Source organism: Streptomyces sp. SD15 (assembly GCF_054462255.1).
The window spans coordinates 362,577-384,663 of sequence record NZ_JBTLMO010000001.1; the positions used below are offsets into that span (position 1 = coordinate 362,577).

The 22,087-nt window shown below is 72.3% G+C and carries 21 protein-coding genes and 4 pseudogenes; 9 read left to right on the forward strand and 16 right to left on the reverse strand.

Annotated features, from left to right (window positions below; translation table 11 throughout):
* Positions 1 to 56: 56 nt before the first annotated feature.
* The 4 genes and pseudogenes from ACX28W_RS01560 to ACX28W_RS01575 all read right to left on the reverse strand — a co-directional run.
* Positions 57 to 389 (reverse strand): annotated as a pseudogene (locus ACX28W_RS01560) (hypothetical protein); the annotation flags it as partial.
* A pseudogene (locus ACX28W_RS01565) lies at positions 389 to 735 on the reverse strand (P-loop NTPase family protein); the annotation flags it as partial. The pseudogenes ACX28W_RS01565 and ACX28W_RS01560, both read right to left, overlap by 1 nt.
* Positions 731 to 2,815, reverse strand: coding sequence for a phage holin family protein (locus ACX28W_RS01570; protein ID WP_458996921.1), 2,085 nt, complete (start codon positions 2,813 to 2,815; stop codon positions 731 to 733). The gene ACX28W_RS01570 and the pseudogene ACX28W_RS01565, both read right to left, overlap by 5 nt.
* Before the next feature lie 155 nt (positions 2,816 to 2,970).
* Positions 2,971 to 3,405 carry a hypothetical protein gene (locus ACX28W_RS01575; protein ID WP_458996922.1) on the reverse strand — a complete coding sequence of 145 codons (435 nt, stop codon included), beginning with the start codon at positions 3,403 to 3,405 and terminating at the stop codon, positions 2,971 to 2,973.
* An 84-nt stretch (positions 3,406 to 3,489) separates the two neighbouring features.
* Here ACX28W_RS01575 and ACX28W_RS01580 point away from each other — a divergent pair, with 84 nt between their 5' ends.
* The gene (locus tag ACX28W_RS01580; protein ID WP_458996923.1) at positions 3,490 to 4,263 is read left to right on the forward strand and encodes an MBL fold metallo-hydrolase; all 774 of its coding nucleotides are present in this window, start codon (positions 3,490 to 3,492) and stop codon (positions 4,261 to 4,263) included.
* 47 nt (positions 4,264 to 4,310) lie between these two features.
* Entirely contained in the window at positions 4,311 to 4,937 is a 627-nt protein-coding gene (locus ACX28W_RS01585; protein ID WP_458996989.1) for a DedA family protein, read from the forward strand.
* Positions 4,938 to 4,969: 32 nt separating this feature from the next.
* On the opposite strand, the pseudogene ACX28W_RS01590 reads toward ACX28W_RS01585, so the two are convergent.
* The 4 genes and pseudogenes from ACX28W_RS01590 to ACX28W_RS01605 all read right to left on the reverse strand — a co-directional run.
* Positions 4,970 to 5,292, reverse strand: a pseudogene (locus ACX28W_RS01590) (MBL fold metallo-hydrolase); the annotation flags it as partial.
* A complete protein-coding gene (locus tag ACX28W_RS01595; RefSeq protein ID WP_458996990.1) occupies positions 5,175 to 6,422 on the reverse strand; it encodes an aminotransferase class I/II-fold pyridoxal phosphate-dependent enzyme in 1,248 nt (415 codons plus the stop codon). The pseudogene ACX28W_RS01590 and the gene ACX28W_RS01595, both read right to left, overlap by 118 nt.
* Before the next feature lie 110 nt (positions 6,423 to 6,532).
* Entirely contained in the window at positions 6,533 to 7,732 is a 1,200-nt protein-coding gene (locus ACX28W_RS01600; RefSeq protein WP_458996924.1) for a hypothetical protein, read from the reverse strand.
* 143 nt (positions 7,733 to 7,875) lie between these two features.
* Positions 7,876 to 8,559 (reverse strand): ANTAR domain-containing response regulator, encoded by a 684-nt coding sequence (locus ACX28W_RS01605; protein ID WP_458996925.1) that lies wholly within the window; start codon positions 8,557 to 8,559, stop codon positions 7,876 to 7,878.
* Positions 8,560 to 8,669: 110 nt separating this feature from the next.
* On the opposite strand from ACX28W_RS01605, the gene ACX28W_RS01610 reads away from it, so the two are divergent.
* Positions 8,670 to 9,791 carry a PAS domain-containing protein gene (locus tag ACX28W_RS01610; RefSeq protein ID WP_458996926.1) on the forward strand — a complete coding sequence of 374 codons (1,122 nt, stop codon included), beginning with the start codon at positions 8,670 to 8,672 and terminating at the stop codon, positions 9,789 to 9,791.
* A 93-nt stretch (positions 9,792 to 9,884) separates the two neighbouring features.
* Here ACX28W_RS01610 and ACX28W_RS01615 read toward each other — a convergent pair whose 3' ends face one another.
* Complete coding sequence (locus ACX28W_RS01615; protein WP_458996927.1) at positions 9,885 to 10,679, reverse strand: SigB/SigF/SigG family RNA polymerase sigma factor; 795 nt, start codon at positions 10,677 to 10,679, stop codon at positions 9,885 to 9,887.
* A gap of 283 nt (positions 10,680 to 10,962) precedes the next feature.
* On the opposite strand from ACX28W_RS01615, the gene ACX28W_RS01620 reads away from it, so the two are divergent.
* Positions 10,963 to 11,403, forward strand: a complete 441-nt coding sequence (locus tag ACX28W_RS01620; RefSeq protein ID WP_458996928.1) for a CBS domain-containing protein — start codon at positions 10,963 to 10,965, stop codon at positions 11,401 to 11,403.
* A gap of 153 nt (positions 11,404 to 11,556) precedes the next feature.
* Here ACX28W_RS01620 and ACX28W_RS01625 read toward each other — a convergent pair whose 3' ends face one another.
* Together ACX28W_RS01625 and ACX28W_RS01630 are read right to left on the reverse strand one after the other, a co-directional pair.
* A complete protein-coding gene (locus ACX28W_RS01625) occupies positions 11,557 to 11,790 on the reverse strand; it encodes a DUF6158 family protein (RefSeq protein ID WP_458996929.1) in 234 nt (77 codons plus the stop codon).
* A gap of 173 nt (positions 11,791 to 11,963) precedes the next feature.
* Positions 11,964 to 13,583: an ATP-binding cassette domain-containing protein gene (locus tag ACX28W_RS01630; protein ID WP_458996930.1), complete on the reverse strand. Its 1,620-nt coding sequence runs from the start codon at positions 13,581 to 13,583 to the stop codon at positions 11,964 to 11,966.
* A 53-nt stretch (positions 13,584 to 13,636) separates the two neighbouring features.
* Here ACX28W_RS01630 and ACX28W_RS01635 point away from each other — a divergent pair.
* The 3 genes and pseudogenes from ACX28W_RS01635 to ACX28W_RS01645 form a co-directional block, all read left to right on the forward strand.
* Positions 13,637 to 13,798, forward strand: a pseudogene (locus ACX28W_RS01635) (cobyrinate a,c-diamide synthase); the annotation flags it as partial.
* Between the two features lie 172 nt (positions 13,799 to 13,970).
* Entirely contained in the window at positions 13,971 to 15,026 is a 1,056-nt protein-coding gene (locus ACX28W_RS01640) for a hypothetical protein (RefSeq protein ID WP_458996931.1), read from the forward strand.
* A gap of 88 nt (positions 15,027 to 15,114) precedes the next feature.
* Complete coding sequence (locus ACX28W_RS01645) at positions 15,115 to 15,756, forward strand: HAD family hydrolase (RefSeq protein WP_458996932.1); 642 nt, start codon at positions 15,115 to 15,117, stop codon at positions 15,754 to 15,756.
* On the opposite strand, the gene ACX28W_RS01650 is transcribed toward ACX28W_RS01645, so the two are convergent.
* Positions 15,723 to 15,983, reverse strand: coding sequence for a hypothetical protein (locus tag ACX28W_RS01650; RefSeq protein WP_458996933.1), 261 nt, complete (start codon positions 15,981 to 15,983; stop codon positions 15,723 to 15,725). The two genes, ACX28W_RS01645 and ACX28W_RS01650, sit on opposite strands and share 34 nt — an antisense overlap.
* Positions 15,984 to 16,144: 161 nt before the next feature.
* Between ACX28W_RS01650 and ACX28W_RS01655 the strand changes: the two genes are divergently transcribed.
* Positions 16,145 to 16,528 carry a cold-shock protein gene (locus tag ACX28W_RS01655; RefSeq protein WP_362067089.1) on the forward strand — a complete coding sequence of 128 codons (384 nt, stop codon included), beginning with the start codon at positions 16,145 to 16,147 and terminating at the stop codon, positions 16,526 to 16,528.
* A gap of 22 nt (positions 16,529 to 16,550) precedes the next feature.
* Here the strand turns inward: ACX28W_RS01655 and ACX28W_RS01660 are convergent, their stop codons facing one another.
* From ACX28W_RS01660 to ACX28W_RS01675, 4 genes are all read right to left on the reverse strand, one after another.
* Positions 16,551 to 17,405 carry a 1,4-dihydroxy-6-naphthoate synthase gene (locus tag ACX28W_RS01660; RefSeq protein WP_458996934.1) on the reverse strand — a complete coding sequence of 285 codons (855 nt, stop codon included), beginning with the start codon at positions 17,403 to 17,405 and terminating at the stop codon, positions 16,551 to 16,553.
* On the reverse strand, positions 17,395 to 18,120 hold the full coding sequence (locus ACX28W_RS01665; RefSeq protein WP_458996935.1) for a futalosine hydrolase: 726 nt from the start codon (positions 18,118 to 18,120) through the stop codon (positions 17,395 to 17,397). Before ACX28W_RS01665 ends, ACX28W_RS01660 begins: the two co-directional genes overlap by 11 nt.
* Positions 18,121 to 18,146: 26 nt before the next feature.
* On the reverse strand, positions 18,147 to 18,647 hold the full coding sequence (locus ACX28W_RS01670; protein WP_458996936.1) for a DUF2771 domain-containing protein: 501 nt from the start codon (positions 18,645 to 18,647) through the stop codon (positions 18,147 to 18,149).
* Between the two features lie 89 nt (positions 18,648 to 18,736).
* Positions 18,737 to 20,161, reverse strand: a complete 1,425-nt coding sequence (locus tag ACX28W_RS01675; protein WP_458996937.1) for an MFS transporter — start codon at positions 20,159 to 20,161, stop codon at positions 18,737 to 18,739.
* A gap of 799 nt (positions 20,162 to 20,960) precedes the next feature.
* Here ACX28W_RS01675 and ACX28W_RS01680 point away from each other — a divergent pair.
* Complete coding sequence (locus ACX28W_RS01680) at positions 20,961 to 21,884, forward strand: DUF3027 domain-containing protein (RefSeq protein WP_458996938.1); 924 nt, start codon at positions 20,961 to 20,963, stop codon at positions 21,882 to 21,884.
* The last annotated feature ends 203 nt before the right edge of the window (positions 21,885 to 22,087 follow it).

Sequence of the window (22,087 nt, forward strand, 5' to 3'; positions counted from 1 at the left end):
CCTTCGATGAGGTCCCGTTTTCGGGGTCCGTATCCACCATCCGATCACACCTGGGCTCAGCGCACCCGGAAGACCGGTCCGCGCGCGGTGAACGGGAGCCGCGCGCCCTGCGGAAACAGGTACGCGTGCTCGCGCCGCACCCGCAGCACGTCGCACCAGCCGTCCGTGATCACCAACACGGGCGCATCCGGCGGGAAGCCGTCCGCGCGGTGCAGCAGGTCGATGCCCGGCCGCAGGACCGTACCGCCGCGGCCGCGCACCCGAACCCTCCCCCAAGCTCTCGACTCCGCTCGACCAGGGGGCGCCCCCATGGCGCTCTCCGTGACCGGCAGACAGCCCGCGTCGTGCGGCGCCGCCTCGCAGAACACGACGCGTGCGGCCGGCACGTCCACGGGTGGATGCCGTTGGCGGCAGCCCAGTTGAGCCAGTCCTTCGGCGACGCCTCCAGATGCACATGGGCGAGGCGGTTGATGAGCGCGGAGGCGATCGGGCGGGCCAGAGCGTTGTCCGTCGCGCGGTTGCCCGCGCCGATCACGATCGAGCCCGCGGGCAGCTCGTAGTTGCCGATGCGGCGGTCCGGGATCAGGGAGTAGAAGGCCTTCTGCACTCCGGCGTCGCCGCGTTCAACTCGTCCAGGAACAAGCAGTACGGCTCGTCGCGGGCGATCGCCTCCGGCGGGCAGAACACCGAGCGCCCGTCGCAGATCTGCGGGACGCCGATGAGCCGGGGCTCAGGCGGCGCGCTCGTCCGAGCTCACCGGCAGCGGCACTTGGGGTCCGTCGCACTCGCGCAGCCAGCGCCGCAGCACCTGGTGCACCTGCTCGGCGCCGACCAGTTCGGCTTCGTCCTCGACCGGCGCGGACAGCGCCACCGGCGACAGCAGGAAGGGGCGTCCCTGGGGGCCGCCGAGGCCGCCGTGCGAGCCGATCTGCTCCTCGAAGGCGAGGACTTCGCCCTCCTTCGGGTCGTACCAGGAGTTGACCATGATGTCGGCGACGTGCGGGAAGGAGTGCGTCCGTCGTACGGCCGCCGCGGCACCCGGGCCGAAGTCGGCGAGCGGCCCCGGGTGCTCGTCGTCGAGCTCGTCCACCGACGCCTCCGCCCCGTGCGCACCGAGCACGAGTCCGCCGTGCTCCTCGCTGCGCACGAGCACGAAACCGACGCCCGGATGGTTGGCGAGCGTGGACAGCAGCGCGGGGTGGCGCCGGTCGATCTCCTCCCGGCTCATCCGGTGCGGCACATCGGGGAAGGAGATCAGCCCGAGGTTTCCGGAGGCCAGCACGATGGGCTCGGAGCGGCGCGAGGGGCGGTGCCGCTCGCCGCCCTCCTCGACGGGCCTGCGCAGCGCGGCCCGCACCGCCGCCCGCGCCTCGGCTCCACTGTGCGTGCGCTGCGCCTTGCGCGGTACGGGCAGCCCACAGCCGGCCCGGACCAGATTGCCGAGGCTGAGGCCGTAGCGGGTCAGGAAGGTCTCGCCGGGGCTCTGGCCATGGTCCGACAGTACGACGATCCGGTACGGCCGCGGGGCGTGCTCGGCGACCTTGGCGATCAGCGCGAGCGAACGGTCGAGCCGCTCCAGCACCTTCTCGGCGTCCCGGCCGCACGGCCCCGAGTGGTGCGCCACCTCGTCGTACGCCACCAGGTCCGCGTAGATCGCGTTGCGCCCGGCCAGCATGTCGCCGATCACCGCGGCGGCGACGACGTCCCGCTCGACGACGGTCGCGAAGGCGCGGACGAAGGGGTACAGCCCGCCGCGGCTGACGCGTGGCCGCCGCTTCTTCAGCCGGGCCCGGACGGACTGGCCGATCTCCCGGAAGACCTCGGCGACGAAGGACATGGCCGTACGGACGGCGTTGGCGGGATCGCAGAAGTACGCGAAGTAGCCCGACCGGGAGCGGTTCTCCTTGCCCCGTCGCGCCGCCATGGACAGCACGAGGGCCAACTGGTCGGCGCCGCCGCTGAAGAGGTTGCCGCGGCTGGCGCCGTCGACGGTGAGCAGTCCCCCGTCGCCGGTGTACTCGATGGCCCGGCGCTGGAGTTCGGCGGCGCTGGAGGGACGGTTGCAGACCATGACCTCGTGGCTGTCCTTCTCGTACCACCGGAAGGCCGGGATGTCGTGATTGCTGCCGTGCAGGATGCCGAGCTGGCTGGCGCCGGTCTGACTGGACCAGTCGGTGCGCCAGGGGGTGAGCCGGTGCGTGGGGCGTCGGTTGAGGCGGTCGCCGTCGAGCCATCCCGCCACGGTCGGCATGAGCCCCTTGCCGACAGCTCCCTCGAGGACGTCGTGGCCCACACCGTCGAGCTGGAGGAAGACCGAGCCGGGGGTCACGGGCCCGGCCTGTCCGGCGCCGCGCCCGCGGCGCCGGTCGGCGAGCCGGTAGAGCCTGCGCCGGTACGCGTCGTCGTCCCGTACGGCGAGGGCGCCACCGGTGGCCGAGGCCACGGCGGACATCACGGCGGCGACGACCACGGCGGTCTCGGGCGCTGCCTCGCCCTGTCCGGAGGGGGTGACGCGCAGCGCGACCAGCAGCAAGGAGCCGTTCAGGAAGAAGACGAGCAGCCCGAGCACGAGCGCGGGCACCAGGAGCAGCGCCCGCACCAGCAGCGGCCACACGAGGGACGACAGCAGACCGAAGGCGCCCGCGCCGACGGCCGCGGTGATAGCGATCTGCGTGGCGCTGTCCCCGTCGTCGGACTGCAACTGGAAGTCGGGCAGCGCACCGGCGAGGACAAGCATCGTGACCGTGGACACGGCCCACACCGCGATGCTCCGCCAGACTCCGCTGAGGACCCGCCGCCAACGCCCTCCACCCACGCCCTGTCCACCTCACGTCCCGGCCCGCCCGGTCCGCGTGGCCTGTTCCCACCCTGTCACAACGTGCGGGCAGGGCCTGATGTCCCCGTCACCACGTGCGGGGAGAGCCTGATGTCCCCGTCACCACGTGCGGGCGGATCTCCCCCGGTCACGGTTCAGCGGCCGTCGTACCCCGCGGTCGGCATCGACAGGCGGCGATGGACCCGGGCCTTCATCTGGGCGTCGTACGACGGTTCCGCGCTCCCGACCGTCTCGATCCGTACGCCGCGGCGGGCGCACTCGGCGGTGAACTCGTCGACAGAGGCGAGGGCTCGCTCCAGGACGCGGTGACTCGGCGCGACGAACAGGTCGACGAGGCCCGCCTCGACATCGGCCCACAGGGTGTGATGGTCGGGGCGCAGACCGCGGACGAGCAGCTCCCGGGTGACGACATAGCCGCGCTCGGCGGCCCAGCGGGCGCACATCGCGTGCTGGCTGCGGGAGTCGACGAGGAAGGGGTCCACGTCGAGTTCCTCCAGGGGCGTCAGGCTCGCGATGGTCGTGACGCGGACTGTGGTGGGCATGGCGGAGGCGCTGCGCGCGTTGGTCATGGCGTCCCCCTCACCTCCGGGTTTCGCCGCCGACCCTACTCCTGCCCGTAGGCTCGGGGGGAGTCGCGCGAAGGAGGCAAAGAAGTGCCGGTGCAGATCACCTGGTGGGGGCACGCCACCTGCACGCTGGCGGACTCCGGCACACGCGTGCTCACCGACCCGCTCTTCGCACGCCGGCTCGCGCATCTGCGGCGCAGGCGCGGGGCGCCGCCCCCGCCCGAGGCGGCGGTCGCGGACGCGGCATTGGTCTCGCATCTGCACGCCGACCATCTGCATCTGCCGTCCCTGCAGCAGCTCGCGCCGGGCACGCTGCTGCTCGTGCCCAAGGGCGCGCCGCTCGCGGTGCCCGCACTGCGCAGGCTGGACCATCTGCGGCTCACCGAGGTCGCACCCGGGGACCGGACACAGGTCGGTGACCTGGTGGTACGTGCCGTATCGGCGCGGCACGACGGACGGCGACTGCCGGTCGGACCGCACCGCGCACCCGCGCTGGGCTTCGTGATCGAGGGCGAGGCACGCACGTATTTCGCCGGGGACACCGGTCTGTTCGAGTCGATGGCCGAGGAGGTCGGACCGGTCGACGTGGCGCTGCTGCCGGTCGGCGGATGGGGACCGTTTCTCGGCGAGGGGCACCTGGACGCGGGGCGGGCCGCGCAGGCGCTGGCCCAGCTGATGCCGAGGAGCGCGGTGCCGGTGCACTACGGCACGTACTGGCCGATCGGGATGGACGGCGTGCGCCCCCATGAATTCCATGCGCCGGGCGATGAATTCGTGCGCCTGGCCGCCGAGTATGCGCCCCAGGTGGCGGTGCACCGACTCGAGCATGGCGAGAGCGTACGGCCGGAGGTCGCGCGGTGACACTGCTGCCCGCGTTCTCCGCGCTGTCCGCCACGAGCGCGACCCCGGTGATATTCGTGTCGGCCACGGGGGCGGCCGTGACGCCGGAGAGCACCCAGCAGGCGATCGGCTATCCGTCGCTGTTTCTGCTGGTGCTGATCGGCGCGCTGGTGCCAGTGGTGCCGACGGGGGCGCTGGTGAGTTCGGCGGCCGTGGTGGCCTTTCACCAGACGGCACCGTTCGCGCTGCTGCTGGTCTTCTTGGTGGCCGCGCTCGCGGCGTTCCTCGGCGACGTCGCGCTCTACTGGCTCGGCCGGCGCGGCATGGGTTCCAAGAACGGCTCACGCTGGCTGGAGGCCATCCGCGTGCGCGCTCCCGAGGAGCGTCTCGCCCAGGCCCAGCAGAAGTTGAGCGACCATGGCGTCACCGTCCTCGTCCTCTCCCGTCTCGTCCCGGCGGGCCGCATCCCGGTGATGCTCGCCTGCCTGATGGCGAAGATGCCCCTGCGCTCCTTCGCCCGCGGCGACATCCCGGCCTGCCTCGCCTGGGCGGCGACCTACCAAGTCATCGGCATCCTCGGCGGTTCCCTCTTCAGCGAACCCTGGGAGGGCGTGGTGGCAGCGGTCGTACTGACCGTGGCGATCAGCGTGGCACCGGGGGTATGGCGCAGGGTTCGCAGAACGGCGCCTGGATAGGAGCGCGGGCAACAGCGCCCCGTCAGGGGCGCGGGCTGTGACATTTTGCGGCTCCGCCGCGTCGGCGCGTCCAGGTGGTCGTGGTGGTTGTGGCTGATGACGACCGCGTCGATGCGCGGCAGCGCGCTCCAGGCCACGCCGACCGGCGTGACCCGGGCCGGGGTGCCGAGGAGGACGCCGGATCGTCGCCGTCCTGCGTGCTCGTGCTCGTGCTCGTCGTCGACTGGGACTGCTGCGTCATCGAGGAGGCTCCCATCGCTGAGCGTCGTCGCGGAGATCGTCGAACACCGACCCCAGGAGGGTCAACGCGCGTTGCATCTGCGGCAGTTCCAACGGTGTGGGAGACGTGAGGCATTCCTCCCGCTCCTCATCGGTCGCCCCGAGCAGCGGCCCCGTCCCCAGCCGCACCCGAAGCGCCCCGAGGTCGTCCCCGAAGCGGTGGCCGCCCGGCGCGGGCATACCGAGCCGGGCGGTGAGGAAGTCCTCCAGTTCCTGTGCGTCGCCGACGTCGTGCGCGGTGAGCGCGGAACGCAACGGGCCGAGATCCACGTACAGATGTCTCCCGGCCTGCGGCGGCCGCGCGAGGGCCCCGGCGCCGACCACCGCGCGGTGCGCGGCGATGGCCACGCGCGCGTGCAGGCGTACCGCGGCCGTCAGTCGTTCGGTGATCCCGTCGGGCTCGCCGAGCGCGTACCCGGCCGCCGCGGCGACCGGTTCGGCGACCCGGGCGCCCAGCGCGGTGAGAACGTCGAGGACGCGGGCGCGCAGCCCGGCGCCCGCGTCGGTGTCCGGGAAGCGGGCCACGGCGGCGGGCCAGCTCTCCGGCAGGAAGGCACCCGAGAGGTCCGTGACGACGGTGACCTCGTCGGGGAGCATCTCGGCGGGGCTCAGCAGCACGGTGTCGTGCGGCTGGTGCAGGGTGTCGCGCCAGGTCTCGTCGCTGACCACGTGCAGTCCCTCGCCCATCGCGGCCTCGACGGTCTCGTGCACCACCTCGGGCGGCGCGACGGTGGCGGTCGGGTCGTCGGCGACGGAGAGCACGAGCAGGCGCGGGTCGCCGCCTTCGGCACGGACTCTGCGGACGGTCTCCAGGAGAGCGTACGGATCCGGCAGGCCGCCGCACTCCGCGGGCGTCGGGACATGGAACGCGGACCTGCCGAGCAGGCGGACCTGCGGAGCCCACCACGCGGCGCAGGGGCGCGGCACGAGGACGTCGCCGCCGAGTGCGCCGGTCAGCGCGAGGAGCAGTGCGGGGGCGCCGGGGGCGGCGACCACCCGGTCGCGTTCGGCGGCGAGGCCCCGTCGGGTCCAGTAGCCGCAGGCGGCGTCGAGGAGCGCGGGGCCGCCGCCGGAGGGCGCTGCCTCGGCGCGGTCCGCAGCCGCGGCGAGTACGGCCCGCAGCTCCGGCAGCACGGGCAGGCCCTGATCGGGAATCGGCGGGCCGTAGCGGACCGGCCCGTGCCCTTCCGGAACCGTCCGCCGCATAGGTGCCTCCGCGCAGTCCGTGGTGCCGTGCCCTGTCGCCAGTGCGTTCACTCAGTGTCCCGTGCCGTGCCTTCGTCCCTCGTACGGTCCCGGCCGCGCCCGTCACCGGGTCAGCGGTCGGCGGACGCGCGCTTGTGGAGCACGCGGTGGACGGCCGCGGCCAGCGCGCCCGCGATGAGGACACTTCCGGCGACCAGGGCCGGGACGGACCCGGTGAAGGCGGCGCCCTCACCGGCGCGCACCCCGTACTGGACACCGACGGGACGCTCCTCCGTGCCGGGACGCTCCTCCGTGCCGGGACGCTCCTCCATTCCCGGTCGCTCCTCCGTGCCCGGTCGCTCTTCTGTTCCGGGACGCTCCTCCGTGCCCGGGCCCTCCTCCGTTCCCGGGCCCTCCTCCGTTCCCGGGCCCTCCTCCGTTCCCGCTCCCTCCTCCGTTCCCGCTCCCTCCTCCGTTCCCGCTCCCTCCTCCGTTCCCGCTCCCTCCTCCGTTCCCGCTCCCTCCTCCGTTCCCGCTCCCTCCTCCGTTCCCGCTCCCTCCTCCGTTCCCGCTCCCTCCTCCGTTCCGGGACGCTCCACCGTTCCCGTTCCCGTTCCCGCTCCCTCCTCCGTGCCCGGGCCCTCCTCCGTTCCGGGACGCTCCTCCGTGCCCATTCCCTCCCCCGTTCCGGGACGCTCCTCCGTGCCCATTCCCTCCCCCGTTCCGGGACGCTCCACCGTTCCCGCTCCCTCCTCCGTGCCCAGCCCCTCCCCCGTTCCCGGGCCCTCCTCCGTTCCCGCTCCCTCCCCCGTGCCCGGGCCCTCCTCCGTTCCCCCTCCGGGACGCTCCACCGTTCCCGGTCCCTCCACCGTTTCTTGGGCGGCACTGGAGGGGCGCGCCACGGTGTACGAGGCGGTCCACGGCTTTTGCCGGCCGCCCGGCTCCACGGGACACACCCCGTCGACGCCCCACTCGGACTCAGGACCCACCGCGTCGGAGCCGCCGTCGGCGTTCCCGCCGGACGGGATACGGGCCGTACCTCGGTACTCCGTGAGCGCCGCACTCGCCGCACTCGCCGCGCTCTCGTTGTCCCCCGTGACCCGGCGCAGCTGGATCGTGCCCTCCTCGAAGCCCTGCGAGGTGGCGTCGATGAATTCGGGCGGTGGTTCGCCGATCGCGTCGCAGGTGACGGAGACGGTGACGATGCCGCCCGGTTCGACGGAGCGCGGTTCGACCTCCGCGCCCGGATCCGCGAACGCGGCCGAGGCGGCGGCGCCCAGCGCGACACCGGCCAGGGCTGTGGCGGTCAGGACACGGGCGGTGCAAGGCATGGGCTGGGCTCCTTCGGAGTGACTCTGAAGGGGGGCACAGCCGTCGTGCCCCCGGGCCCATCACAGCCCGCCCACCCGTCGGGCGCGCGCGGCCGGGCACCATTCGCGGGACACGGACGCCCGAGTGGGTGACATGGGGTCGGTCAGTTCGACAGGGAGACCAGTTCCCCCTCCAGGCCGCGTCCGCGCTTGTCCACGACGGCCGAGGCGACGTCGGACAGTTTGCGCTGGGTTCCCTGCGAGATGCGGCGCAGCACCCCGAAGGCCGCGTCCGCGTCGCAGCCCAGGACATGCATGACGATGCCGCACGCCTGGTCGACGACGGGCCGGGTGCGCAGCGCGGTGCCCAGCTGGTCGAGCTCGGTGAGCGCGGCGCGGTAGGAGCGGTCGCGGACCAGGCAGGTCACGGCGAGGTCGCCGAGGGCGCGGGCGGCGCCGTGCGGGGCGTCGTCGAGGGCGCCCGGCCGGAAGCTGTAGAGGCTGAGGGTCACGGTCAGGCCGGAGCGGCGGAAGGGGATCGTCACGCTGGAGCGCACGCCCGAGTCGAGGGCCATCGCGCGGTACGCCGGCCAGCGCTTCTCGCGCAGCAGGTCCGCCGAGTCGACGGGCCCACCGTGTTCCAGCGCGGCCGGTATCGGCCCGTCGCCGGAGCGGAGCTGGACCGAGACGAGTCCGGCGAGGTCGGGGTGGGTCACCGCGGCGGGCCGTTCCGGACCTTCCTCGGAGACCAGGCAACTGGCGCCGCAGCAGTCGGGTGTGCAGCGGGTGGCCTGTTCGGCGAGCTCCGACAACCGCCTTCCCTGCTCAAGTTGACCGGTGTCCTGCATGGTTCACACCTCCTCTCCCCGCACCTTCCCGCTCACCTGCGCAGAAAACGACTTCCGCGGGTTACGCTCGTCCCGCACCCGGAACCCGTCCCTCGGGTTACGTTCATCCCATGGCACAGACGGACGAATTCGGTGAAGAACTCGCGGATTTCGTACGCCGCGTGGCCGAGCTCAAGACGGCGCGTGCCGTGCCGGCCGACGACCTGCCGACGGTGCTCGACGCGGCGATCTTCGAACTCGACCATGTGGCCGGCCAGTTGTGGCCCTGGTACGAGCGCCTGTCCGCGGGCGGTCCGCCCGGCGTCGCCTCGGTCGACCGCCAGGAACAGCAGCTCCTCAAGGCCCTCTTCCAGCGGGTTCCGGTGCCCGTCGCGCTGGTGGACCGCGAGACGGTGGTGCGCAGGCTGAACTTCGCGGCGACCTCCTTCACCGGTGTCCGGGCGGGCTATGCGACGGGCCGGCCGCTGACGGGGTTCCTCGCGCATGCCGACCGCGCCGCGTTCCGCTCGCAGGCGGCGGCGGTGGCGCGTGGCGAGGGCGACCGCAGCCTCACCGTGCACGTCCAGCGACACCCCTCGGTGCCGGTGCGCGCGACCCTCACCGCGCTGCGGCCCAGCGGCGAACCCCGGACCGCCGTCCTCGTCGTCCTGCAGCCCGCGAGCTCCCGGGTGCCGCCGGACGAGAACGTGCCGGGTCCGGTGCCGAGCCTCACCGAGACGACACGGCACGCGGCGCTGATGGACCTGCTGGACGCCATGACCACGGCGCTGCTCAGCGCCCCCGCCGGGGATCCGTCCTCGGTGCTGGACCGGGCGGCCGGGGTGCTGCACGGGCGGTTCGCGGACTGGGTGGTGGCCGACTCGGGTTCGGCGCGGCTGACCCGTACGACCGTGCTGGGCCCTTCCGACGGTGCCGAAGGGGTGGCGGCGGTGGCCGCACAGGATCCCGCCGCGTGCCCTCTCGTCGTCGAGGCGGCACGCGGCGGATCCACGGCGCTGCAGGTGCGCCCCGAGGATCCGGACGCCTTCGGCCGTGACACCTCGGGCGCCCCCGTACTCGTACGCGCGAATGCGACGTCGCTGCTGTGCGTGCCCCTGATCACCGCGTCCGGCTCCGTGCGGGGGGTGTTGACGCTGTTCCGCAGCGGCGCCCGGCTGGCGTTCTCGATGGCCGAGGCACAGGCGATGGACATGATGTCCCGTCACATAGCGCTGGCGATGAACGAGCGGTAAGGGGGCGCCCCGTCAGGGGCGCGGGGAACGGCGCGACGAGCCACAACGGCCCCGCACCCTCCCCGCACCCCCTCCCCCACCCCGGCGGAGCCCCTACGCCGCGTCGCGCATGACCTCGTTGCGCAGCCGCCTGCAACTGCGGCTGATCAGCCGCGAGACATGCATCTGGGAGATGCCGAGCTGTTCGGCGATGCGGTTTTGGGTCATGTCGCCGAAGAACCGCATGTAGAGGATGGCGCGTTCGCGCTCGGGCAGGGCCCGCAGCCGGGGCTTGACGGCCTCGCGGTCGATGACGACGTCGAGGGCCGGATCGGGTGAGCCGAGGGCGTCGCTGAGTGAGTATCCGTCCTCGCTGCCCGGCAGTTCGGCGTCGAGGGAGAGCGCGGCGAAGCTCTCCAGGGCCGCCAGGCCGGTCAGGGCGTCCTCCTCGCTCATCCGGGCGTGCTCGGCGATCTCGGCGACGGTGGGCCTGCGGCCCGACACGGTCCCCGACAGTTCCTGGCCGGCGGACCGCACGCGGTTGCGCAGGTCCTGGACGCGGCGCGGCACATGGACGGTCCACATGTGGTCGCGGAAGTGCCGTTTGATCTCACCGGTCACGGTCGGCACGGCGTAGCTCTCGAAGGCGCTGCCGAGCTCGGGGTCGTATCGGTCGACGGCCTTGACCAGGCCGAGCGCGGCGACCTGGCGCAGATCCTCTAAGTTCTCGCCGCGGCTGCGGAACCGGCCCGCGAGCCGGTCGGCCATCGGCAGCCAGGACTCGACGATCTCCGTACGGAGTGCGTCGCGCTGTCGGCCCGGGGGGAGCTTGGCGAGCCTGCGGAATGCCTCCGCGGTGTCGGGGGCGTCGTCGTGCGGATGATGCTTCGCACTCACTCGATTTCCCATGGTGCCTCGTAACTCCCTTGCAGGTGCCTTGGGTTGGACGGTCACCGTGGGAGCACGCGGGGGCCCGGACGGGCACACCCGTGGCGAGGACTTCCCCGCTCCCACGGACGTGCCTCCTGTCCGAAGCACTGTGATGGCACCTGCCCCGCCGTATGCGCGGCAAACAACGGGCGCGGCACTCGTCCGCGGCGGCATGGGCCGCGGACTCGGGGGTACTGCGGGCGACGGCAGCCGATACATCCGTACCCCCGGCAGCCGGGGAACTCAGGAAAGGCCCACAGCCATGGCTGATTTCGTGAGGGAAGTCATGACGCCAGGCGTCGTCGCGGTCCGCCCGGACGCCTCGCTCGTCGAAGCCGCGCAGCTGATGCGCGCCCAGGACATCGGCGACGTCCTGGTGGCCGGCGACCACCAGGTCATAGGGGTGCTCACGGATCGCGACATCACGGTGCGCGCCGTCGCGGACGGTGCCGATCCGCTGACCGTGAGCGCCCACGCGGTGTGCACTCCCAACCCGGTGGTCGTCGGGCCCGACGACGCCGTGTCCGAAGCGGTACGGCTGATGCGCGAGCACGCCGTGCGCCGGCTGCCGGTCGTCGACGACGGGCACCCGGTGGGCATGGTGAGCCTCGGCGACCTGGCCGTCTCCCAGGACCCCGGCTCGGCGCTCGCCGACATCAGCCGCGCCGAGCCGGAGGGGTGGCCGGGCACGCCCCTCGCGTGAGCGGCACCGGGCGCGGTCGCCGCCTGTGCGAGGCCGCACCACCGGGCCCCGGCGGTGGCACCTTCCGGTACGGCGCGATGCACTGCGCCGCGCTGCGACGCGCGGGCCCGGGCGGCAAGTGCGGCCGCGCCGAAGGGGTGTTCTTCGCGCCGGTCAGTCTTCTCCGGGTCCCCGCTCCCGGGCTCCCTCGCGCGTCCGGCCCGCCGTGACCGGACGGCGTGGATGGCGGCGCAGGTACTCGCCCTCCAGCTGCGCCATGCGCAGGTTGTGGGTGCGCAGCGCGTCGTTCGAACCGTGGAGCAGCGTGTCGTGGCGCGTGCGGTGGATCGTCTCCAGCTCTTTCATCAGCTGCTGGTCGTCCAGCCGTTCAGGGTCGACTCCGGTCATCGTGATACCCCGCTCGTCGTGTCCTGCGGCGCGGTCCGGTGCCCGAGGGGGAGGCGCTGCCCCGCGGGGTACCCGAGCGGCGTCCGGGAGGGAGCCATGGATCTCGCCGTCCTCCCTCCACTCTACGAACATCCGGGGTCCCGGGCCTCCGGGAAGTGCCCGCGAGCCCAGGACTACCGGGCCCGCTCCACGCGCCGCTCGTCCCACACCGGCTCCGTCGTCTCCCGGAGCCGGCCGTCGGAGCCGAAGACCAGATAGCGGTCGAAGGAGCGGGCGAACCAGCGGTCGTGCGTGACCGCGAGGACCGTCCCCTCGTACGCCTCCAAGCCCTCCTGGAGGGCCTCCGCCGACTCCAGGTCGAGGTTGTCGGTCGGCTCGTCCAGCAGCAGGGCCGTGGAGCCCTCCAGCTCCAGCAGGAGGATCTGGAAGCGGGCCTGCTGGCCGCCCGAGAGCTTGTCGAAGCGCTGCTCGGCCTGGGCGGTCAGCTCGTAGCGGCGCAGCCGGGACATGGCGGCGCCGCGGTCCTGGGCGTGCTCGGTCCACAGGATGTCGAGGAGTGCGCGGCCCTCCAGCTCCGGGTGGGCGTGCGTCTGGGCGAAGTGCCCGGCGACGACCCGCGCGCCGAGCTTCCACTCGCCGGTGTGCGCGACGGTGCCGCCGGCGAGCAGGCGCAGGAAGTGCGACTTGCCGGAGCCGTTGGATCCGAGCACGGCGACCCGTTCGCCGTAGAAGACCTCCAGGTCGAACGGGTTCATCAAGCCGGTGAGCTCAAGTCCCTTGCAGGTGATCGCCCGTACGCCCGTACGCCCGCCGTGCAGTCGCATCCTGATGTCCTGCTCGCGCGGCGGCTCCGGAGGCGGGCCCGCCTCCTCGAACTTCCTGAGCCTGGTCTGCGCGGCCTGGTAGCGCGAGGCCAACTCGTGGCTGATGGACGCCGCCTGACGCAGATTCAGCACCAGCTTCTTCAACTGTGCGTGCTTCTCGTCCCAACGCCTGCGCAGCTCCTCGAAGCGCGCGAATCGCTCCCGCCGGGCCTCGTGGTACGTCGCGAAGCCGCCGCCGTGCACCCAGGCGTCGGCGCCGGTCGGGCTGGGCTCGACGCTCACGATCTTCTCGGCGGCGCGGGCGAGGAGCTCGCGGTCGTGCGACACGAACAGGACGGTCTTGCGGGTCTCCTTGAGCCGCTCCTCCAGCCAGCGCTTTCCGGGGACGTCGAGATAGTTGTCCGGCTCGTCGAGGAGCAGCACCTCGTCCGTGCCACGCAGCAGCGCCTCGAGCACGAGCCGCTTCTGCTCTCCTCCGGAGAGCGTCCGCACCTGGCGCCACTGCGCCTTCTCGTACGGGATGCCGAGCGCGGCCGTGGTGCACATGTCCCAGAGCGTCTCGAACTCGTACCCGCGGACCTCGGCCCAGTCGGAGAGGGCCTGGGCGTAGCGCAGCTGGGCGGCCTCGTCGTCGACGGTCATGATCGCGTGCTCGGCCACGTCGACGGCTTTCGCGGCTTCCTGGATCCGGGGCGACGCCACGGACACGAGCAGGTCCCGTACGGTCGTCTCGTCCCGGACCGACCCCACGAACTGCCGCATCACTCCCAGTCCGCCTCCGACGGTGACCGTCCCCCCGTGCGGTTTCAGCTCCCCCGAGATCAGCCGCAGCAGCGTCGTCTTGCCGGCGCCGTTGGGGCCCACCAGGGCGACGACGGCCCCTTCTCCCACCCGGAACGACACGTCGCCGAGCAATGCCCTCCCGTCGGGGAGGTAGTACTCAAGGTGCGCGGCTTCGAGGTGTCCCATGGGGAGGCATTCTCCGGGGAGGCGGGGGTACTGGGCAAACTCATATCCGGGGGCGCTCTTCGGGGGCGCTCTCCGGGGGTGTTTCCTCGCCCCCGCCGCCCCTACCCGTCCCATCCCCGGGGGCTGCCGCCCCCAGACCCCCGCTTCGGCCTGGACGGCCTCGTCCTCAAACGCCGGACGGGCTGGATATCCGGCAATCTTCAGCCCGTCCGGCGTTTGAGGACGAGCCCTTCGGGCGAAGGCGGGGGTCCAGGGGGCGCAGCGCCCCTGGCGGGGGTTTGGGGGCGGAGCCCCCAAGGGACGGGAATGGGTAGGGGCGGCGAGGGCGGAAAACCCGGTACCTTCGTGGCCACGGGGTATCCAACGCGCCTGCCCCGGAGGGGACTCGTGGGGATTGAGAGCGACCAGCTCGTGTTCGACTATCTGAGCCGCGTCGGCGACCTGGCCCAGCAGCGCCAGCTGCCGTCGGCGACCCGCATGCGGCTCGTGTCGGAGCTGCGCAACGAGATCGACCGCCGCAGGGCGAAGACCCCGGTCGACAGCCCGGCCGCCGTCCGCCGCATCCTCTCCCGTCTCGGCACCCCGGACGAGATCGTCACCGGCGCCCGCGAGGGCGCCCCCGAGGCCGGAACGGACACGCGGGCCGCCGTCCCCACCCAGCGCGCCGACGGCGAGCGCCAGGACCGTCCCAAGGGCCTGCGCCGAGTCGTCCCGAGGGCGCGCCCGGCGGAAGAACCGAAGCCCGTCCGCACCACCGCCGACGACGCCCCGTCCCCGCCGCACCTCGCGAGCACGCACGAACTGGGCGACAGCTCCGCCCCACCGGACTGGTGGCGCGTGGACAGCAGCCCGTTCGGGCTCGGCGACAGCGTGCCGGGCTTCGTCGGAGGCGTGGAGATCCCCGATCTGCTCAAGCCGCCGCCGGAGCGGAAGGACGCGGACGAGGACGACGAGGACGACGAGGACGACGCGCACGACGCAAAAGCGAGCCCGACGAAGAACCCGACGAAGAACCCGACGAAGAACCCGACGGGGAAGGCGAAGAAGGCCGCCAAAGCCGTCCCCGCCGACGAGGCCGCGCCCCGTCGTCGCCTCCCCCGCCCGGGCAACTGGAGCAACCCCCTCCTCCTGCTCGCCGCCGTCCTCCTCGTCGTGGGCGCCGTGCTCGGCAACTGGTTCGCCCTCGGCCTCGGCTGGCTCATCGCCTACGCCTCACGGCGGCTGAGCCCCGCGGAGTCGAAGTGGGCGGTCCTCGGCATGCCCGGCGTGGTGGCCATGGCCGCCGTCGTCTGGCTGTGGGGTCGTACGGACGGCCGCTGGGGCGACCCGATCGCCAAGGGCCACATGAACGACGCGGTCACGGAAACCTGGCCGTGGGTGGTGCGCGGCGCGGCGCTGGCCTCGGCGCTGTACCTGGTGTGGCGCTCACAGCGCAGACGCTGAGCAGGCGCTGAGGGGCACTGAGGGCGCACGAGGGGGCTCCGCGCAGGGGCGCGGCTGCCGGTCTCCTCCGCTGGGCACAATGGCCCTTATGCATACGACCTCGCGCCCGCTGACCGTCGGCTTCGATCTCGACATGACCCTGATCGACTCCCGCCCTGGCATCCACGCCTGCTACCAGGCGCTTTCGGCGCGCACGGGGACGTACATCGACTGCGATCTCGTCGTGACGCGGCTCGGGCCGCCGCTGGAGGAAGAGCTGATCAACTGGTTCCCGGCCGAGCGGGTGGCCGCCATCGCCGATCTCTACCGCGAGATGTACCCCGCCCACGCCATCACCGGCACGCTCGCGATGCCCGGCGCGCGCGAGGCCGTCGAGGCCGTGCGGGCGGCGGGCGGGCGTGCCGTCGTCGTCACCGCGAAGTGGGAGCCCAACGCCAAGCTGCACCTCGAGCACCTGCGCATCGACGCCGACGCGGTGGTCGGCAACCTGTGGGCCGAGCAGAAGGCGGAGGCGCTGCGCGAGCACGGCGCGAGCGTGTACGTCGGCGACCACACCGGCGACGTACGCGGCGCACGCACCGCGGACGCGTACTCCGTCGCGGTGGCCACCGGCCCGTGCGACGCGGCGGAACTGCGCACGGCGGGCGCGGACGTGGTCCTCGGCGACCTGACGGAGTTCCCGGCGTGGCTGGGCGACTACCGGGGGGCGGGGGAGGCGGCGCGGGCCTGACGTCGGCCGGCCGCGACCGATTGAAGCACCCCCGCTCCGGCCAGCAGGAAGCCGACGCCCATGAGCATGCTCAAGCCGAACATGTACGTCGGAAAGGGCGTCGTATCCAGCAGCAGTGGGGCCACGGTGACGAGTGTGGCCAGAGCTCCGATGAAGAACACAAGGGCACCGGCACGGATCAGCCGGTCCCCTGGTTCTGTGGAATTCGCTTGGGTTTTGTCACGCACCGGACCAGGGTAGTTCCCAGCGCGTAGGAACAATCCGGCGACGTCTTGTCACCGGCCTGTGGACCATTAGCCTTGGTACCGGCGGGTCAGACGACCCGCTGTAGTGCTATCCAGAGCAGTTTTCAGAGCAGTTTCCGACGAGTACGAGGACGAGGACAGACGTGCCTACCGGCAAGGTCAAATGGTTCAACAGTGAGAAGGGCTTCGGCTTTCTCTCCCGCGACGACGGCGGCGACGTCTTCGTTCATTCCTCGGTCCTGCCTGACGGAGTCGATGCTCTCAAGCCCGGCCAGCGCGTGGAGTTCGGCGTCGTCGCAGGCCAGCGCGGCGACCAGGCGCTCTCGGTGACCATCCTGGACCCGACCCCCTCCGTCGCGGCAGCCCAGCGCCGCAAGCCGGACGAACTGGCCTCCATCGTCCAGGACCTGACGACCCTTCTCGAAAACATCACGCCGATGCTGGAGAAGGGCCGCTACCCGGACAAGGCCTCCGGCAAGCAGATCGCGGGCCTGTTGCGAGCGGTCGCCGACCAGCTCGACGTATGACGTACGACGTCTTGGTGATTCTTCAGGGGAAGTTCAGCGCATCGGGGCCGAGGGGCGGCACCAGCCCCTCGGCCGCCGCGCGTGTGAGCAGACCCCGGATCGCTGCGTACCCGTCCTCGCCGAGGTCGGCCGTGAACTCGTTGACGTACAGACCGATGTGCTGGTCGGCGACGGCGGGGTCCATCTCCTGGGCGTGTTCGAGGACGTACGGGCGGGAGGCCTCGGGGTCGTCCCAGGCGGCGCGGACCGAGGCGCGAATCGTCTCGGCGAGGCCCTTCAGCCGCTCCTCGCCCAGCGAGCGCTTGGCGATGATCGCGCCGAGGGGGATGGGCAGTCCGGTGGTGTGTTCCCAGTGCTCGCCCATGTCGGCGAGCTTGTGCAGGCCGTAGTTCTGGTAGGTGAAACGGGCCTCGTGGATGACGAGTCCGGCGTCCACCTTGCCGTCCCGCACGGCCGGCATGATCTCGTGGAACGGCATGACCACGATCTCGCCGACCCCGCCGGGGATCGTGTCCGCGGCCCAGAGGCGGAAGAGCAGATACGCCGTCGACCGCTCGCTCGGGACGGCGACGGTACGGCCCGTGAGGTCGGCGTCGGCCTCCCTCGTCAGCACCAGCGGGCCGCAGCCCCGGCCCAGCGCGCCGCCGCAGGGCAGTAGCGCGTACTCGTCGAGGACGTACGGCAGCACGGCGTACGACACCTTCAGGACGTCGAGCTCGCCGCGCTCGGCCATGCCGTTGGTGATGTCGATGTCCGCGAAGGTGACGTCGGGGGCGGGCGTGCCCGGGACGCGGCCGTGGGCCCAGGCGTCGAAGACGAAGGTGTCGTTCGGGCAGGGGGAGTAGGCGATACGAACGTTCTCAGGCTCAGGACTCATGTGGGTTCCAACTCTCCAGGACGGGCGCGAGCTTCCCGAAGGCCCCGGTGAGGGCCGCGAGAGCGTCGCCGATGCGCCAGGCGGCACGGTCGCGCGGGCCGACGGGGTTGGAGACCGCGCGCAGTTCCAGTACGGGCACACCGTGCGCGGCGGCCGCCTCGGCGACCCCGAAGCCCTCCATGGCCTCGGCGAGCGCGCGGGGGTGCCGGGCCCGCAGCTCGGCGGCACGCTCGGCGGTACCGGTCACGGTGGACACGGTCAGTACGGTTCCGGCGCGTCCACCCGTCGCCGCCACGACGTCTCGTACGAGTGTTTTTGGCGGGCGGTGGTTGACGACTCCGAAACCGAGCTCGGTGACGGGGAGGAACCCGTCCACGGTCTCGGCGCCCAGATCCGCCACGGTGATCGCGTCGGCGACGACGAGGGACCCGACGGGGGCGTCCGGCTGGAAACCGCCGGCGATACCGGCGCAGACCACGAGGTCGTACGGGGCGCCTTCGAGGGCGCGCGCGGTGAGCGCGGTGGCCGCGGAGGCGGCGGCGAGGGCGGGTCCGACGCCGGCGGCCAGCAGATCGAGGGTCAGGCCGGCGGCGGAGGGGGCCGCAGGTGCCGGGGACAGCCGCTCAAGGGCCAGTCCGGGCAGCGTCACCTCATGGCGCGGGACCGCGAACGCTCCAGCCACCGCGTCCCGTTCGACCGGAACGGCGGTGGCCACAAGCACTCTCAGCCCAGCGGCAGCGATCAGGCGTCCTTCTTGAGCTTGAAGGACCACAGACCGGTCACCGTCTCGTCGCCCTCCTTGATGGAGACGAGCGTGGAGTTTCCGCTGGCGCCGTACTGGGCGTTGAAGAACACGCTCCCCGGGATCGTCCGGTACGTCTTCTTGCTGGAGTCGGTCAGCGGCTGACCGTTCATCAAGATCGTCCAGCCCTCGTCCGCGATCTCCGGATCCACGCCGAACCGCACGGTCTCGTCGGGGTCGACCGAGATGGACTTGATGTCCTTGGCCTTGAGGCACTTGGCCAGATCCGCAGCCTTCACCTCCTTGCCGTCGTTGTAGCAGTCGGTCTCGGAGCTCACCGAGTTGCTGCCGACCGTGATGGTGGCCAGCGGCGACGGCTTGTCACAGGCGGACAGGGCGAGAAGCCCGGCGGATACGGCGCCGGTGACGGCGACGGCACGACGACGGCGGCGCGCAACACTGAGTCCATTAGCGGCTCTGCCGCGGGGCAGGGAGGTCATGGCCGAAGGCTATCGGGCACGTCCAGCGCTCTCCCCACGTGGGGTGCGGCGTGCCGCGGGCGGCCCCCGCGTGGCCGTGCGTCCCGGCCCTATGACACCCGCTGCCGGGCCGGTCCTCCGTGCCGGGCGGCGCCGAGCAGTCCGCGCACGGTGGTGAGCCACCCGGTGGCGACGATCGCGGCGGCCACGGACAGGCCGAGCGTTCCGTTGAGGGGCAGCACGATGCCGATCGCGCCGCCGATCACCCAGGCCACCTGCAGACAGGTCTCGGAGCGGGCGAACGCGGACGTACGGACGGACTCCGGCACGTCCCGCTGGATCAGCGCGTCCAGGGACAGCTTGGAGAGGGCCTGGGAGAACCCGGCGACCGCCGCCAGACAGGCCACGAGGAGCGCCCCGAAGAACAGGGCGGCGGTGATCGCGGCCCCCAGCACGCACGCGACGACCGTCACGATGATGATCTCCGGAGCGCGTGACTTGAGCCAGGCCCCGCACGCCGTGCCGAGCGCGTTGCCCGCGCCCGCCGAGACACCCACTATCCCGAGCGAGACCGCCGCGCTCTCGCCGGTGAGCGGGTGCTCGCGCAGGAGGAAGGCGAGGAAGAAGATCAGAAAGCCGGAGAGGCAGCGCAGGGACGCGTTGGCGGCGAGGGCGTGCGTGACGGCCGTACCGACGGTACGCAGTCCGGGGCGTGGGGTCTTCTTCACGCGCGGCCCGTGCAGATGCTCCTCGTCCGCGGCCAGCAGCGCCTTGTCCTCGCCCTTGGCCGAGTCGACCTTGGGCGGCAGTGTGAACGACAGGAACGTACCCGCGATGAAGATCACAAAGGCGCCGTAGAGCGGGTAGCGGGGCCCGAGGGCCTGCAGCCCCGCCCCGATCGGCGCGGCGACGCCGGTGGCGAGGAGTCCGCCGAGAGTGACCCGCGAGTTGGCCTTCACGAGGGAGAACCGGGGCGGCAGCAGCCGTGGCACGACGGCACTTCTCACCACCCCGTACGCCTTGGACGCGACCAGCACGCCCAGCGCGGCGGGATACAGCTCGATACCGCCGGTGACGACCGCGCCCGACAGCAGCAGCGCGAGCATGGCCCGGGCGAACATCGCGCCCGCCATCGCGGCCCGGCGGCCGTGCGGGAGGCGGTCCAGGAGCGGGCCGATCACGGGGGCGAGGAGGGTGAAGGGCGCCATGGTGATGGCGAGGTAGAGGGCGACGCGGCCGCGGGCCTCGTCCGTGGGCACGGAGAAGAACACCGTGGAGGCGAGGGCGACGGTGATCATGACGTCGCCGGCGCCGTTCACCGCGTGCAGCTCGATCAGTTTCCCGAGCCCCGACTCGCCTGCCCCGTGCGCGTGCGTCGCCTTCCGGATTCCGCGGGCCGGGCCCGTCACCGGGAAGTGCAGGGCACGCCCTACCGCGCGGACGGATCCGGTCCTCCGGCCCGTACCGCCACTTCGGATGCTCCCCTTGTCACCACCGATACCCGTGGCTCCTTGGGGCGACCTCGCGGCTGCCACTCCGCAATAGTGCCCCGAGAAGGACGTACATAGTGCGGTTACCGCGCGTATAGCGGCCGAGTGGGGTCGCTGGGGAGGGGCGGAATCGTCGGCCGGGAGGGACGGCTGGGGTTGGTGCCAGGTGGACGAGAGAGGCGGAGGGGGCATTCCGGTCGACCGGAGAGGCCGTAGGGATCTTGTCTTGGTCGATCGAGGGGTGCGGTAGGGATTCTGGGCCGGTCGATCGAGGGATGCGGTGGGGGTCCTGTCCTGGTCGGTCGAGGGATGCGGTAGGGATTCTGGGCCGGTCGATCGAGGGATGTGGTAGGGATCCTGTCCTGGTCTACCGAGGGATGCGGTAGGAATCCTGTCCTGGTCTACCGAGGGGCGCGGCGGAGATCCTGTGCCGGTGGGCCGGGAGCCGCGATAGGGGTTCTTTCCGGTCGACCGAGGGGTTGATGGGGATCCATTCCGGCCAACCGCGAGGGTCGGGAGGGGCGATTTTCCCTCTGGTTTCCCGCCCGTCGAGACGGGTGTACGCGTGGGAAACGGCGCCGCGGACAGGCGGAGAACCCTGGCACCGAGTGCAGAAGCGCCCCGCCGGTGTGGGCCCAGGCGCCAGGAGAAGGTAGCGTGCGTAGCGCGCCTGCGGCGGTTGTTCTCGGCCGCGCGCCTCTCGGCCATCCCGCAGAATGGATGGCGTAGGTGCGCCCGAGCGCGATCGGGCGCGGACGTCGACGCGGCCCACCGGTCCGCTCCGTCCGCACCTCCGCCGAGGGATGGCGCACCCGTGAGACGGCGTAGGAGAGAAGCGATACCTGTGAGCGCAGCGACAACGCGAAGCCGCACCCCCGACCGCCTGTGCGCCGAGGCCGTCGACCTCGCGCGCGGCGCCGCCGAGGAGGCCGCCGCCCCCGGCGTCGTCGGCGAGCACGTGGAACTGGTCTCCGAGGGGGACCGCGTTGTCACGCACTTCTTCGAGTGCATGGAATTCGGGTACCGCGGCTGGCGCTGGGCCGTGACCGTCGCCCGTGCCTCCCGCGCGAAGGTCGTCACCCTCGACGAGGCGGTGCTGCTGCCCGGCCCCGACGCCCTCCTCGCCCCCGAGTGGGTGCCGTGGAGCGAGCGGCTGCGCCCGGGAGACATGGGTCCCGGCGACCTGCTCCCGACGGACGCCGAGGATCTGCGTCTGGAGCCCGGTTTCTCCGGCGAGGACGAGCCCGCGCCGAACTCCGCGGTCTCCCATGACATGGCCGAACTGGTGGAGGCGGAGGACGCGGAGGTCACCGCGGGCAGCCCCGCGAACCTGCCGGTCGCGCCGAGGCGCGGTTCGATCGCGGCGGTCGCGGAGGAGCTCGGTCTGCGCCGCGCCCGCGTCCTCTCCCGCTACGGCCTGCACGTCGCGGCCGACCGCTGGGAGGAGTCGTACGGGCCCAAGACGGCGATGGCTCAGGCGGCGCCCGCGGCGTGCGTGAGCTGTGGCTTCCTGAACCCGATCGGGGGCTCGCTCGGTCAGGCGTTCGGAGTATGTGCGAATGAGTTCTCGCCGGCTGATGGGCGTGTCGTCTCCCTCTCGTACGGCTGTGGCGGTCACTCCGAGGCCGCGGTCATGCCGAAACCGCCGCGGCCGGCTCCGCCGGTGATCGACGAAACCCGGGTCGACCCGTTCCCGCTTCGTCCTGCCGCGGACTCCGGTTCGGTCTCGATCGTGACGGACGAGACGGCGGAACTGGGCCACTCGTAGGCCGAGGCTTTTTCTCGCCCCCGCCGCCCCTACCCGTCCCGTCCCTGGGGGCTGCCGCCCCAGACCCCCGCTTCGGCCTGGACGGCCTCGTCCTCAAACGCCGGACGGGCTGAGATGCCTGGCGGGGGTCCAGGGGGCGCAGCGCCCCTGGCGGGGTCTGGGGCGGAGCCCCAGACGGATGGGACGGGTAGGGGCGGCGGGGG

Bases quoted from the DNA above. Each gene is read 5' to 3' on its own strand.
- ACX28W_RS01595 (WP_458996990.1), bottom strand. From the start codon at position 6,422: ATGCGGCGGACGGTTCCGGAAGGGCACGGGCCGGTCCGCTACGGCCCG.
- ACX28W_RS01600 (WP_458996924.1), bottom strand. From the start codon at position 7,732: ATGCCTTGCACCGCCCGTGTCCTGACCGCCACAGCCCTGGCCGGTGTC.
- ACX28W_RS01645 (WP_458996932.1), top strand. From the start codon at position 15,115: ATGCATACGACCTCGCGCCCGCTGACCGTCGGCTTCGATCTCGACATG.
- ACX28W_RS01575 (WP_458996922.1), bottom strand. From the start codon at position 3,405: ATGACCAACGCGCGCAGCGCCTCCGCCATGCCCACCACAGTCCGCGTC.
- ACX28W_RS01670 (WP_458996936.1), bottom strand. From the start codon at position 18,647: ATGACCTCCCTGCCCCGCGGCAGAGCCGCTAATGGACTCAGTGTTGCG.
- ACX28W_RS01610 (WP_458996926.1), top strand. From the start codon at position 8,670: ATGGCACAGACGGACGAATTCGGTGAAGAACTCGCGGATTTCGTACGC.
- ACX28W_RS01660 (WP_458996934.1), bottom strand. From the start codon at position 17,405: ATGAGTCCTGAGCCTGAGAACGTTCGTATCGCCTACTCCCCCTGCCCG.
- ACX28W_RS01615 (WP_458996927.1), bottom strand. From the start codon at position 10,679: ATGGGAAATCGAGTGAGTGCGAAGCATCATCCGCACGACGACGCCCCC.
- ACX28W_RS01605 (WP_458996925.1), bottom strand. From the start codon at position 8,559: ATGCAGGACACCGGTCAACTTGAGCAGGGAAGGCGGTTGTCGGAGCTC.
- ACX28W_RS01620 (WP_458996928.1), top strand. From the start codon at position 10,963: ATGGCTGATTTCGTGAGGGAAGTCATGACGCCAGGCGTCGTCGCGGTC.
- ACX28W_RS01625 (WP_458996929.1), bottom strand. From the start codon at position 11,790: ATGACCGGAGTCGACCCTGAACGGCTGGACGACCAGCAGCTGATGAAA.
- ACX28W_RS01630 (WP_458996930.1), bottom strand. From the start codon at position 13,583: ATGGGACACCTCGAAGCCGCGCACCTTGAGTACTACCTCCCCGACGGG.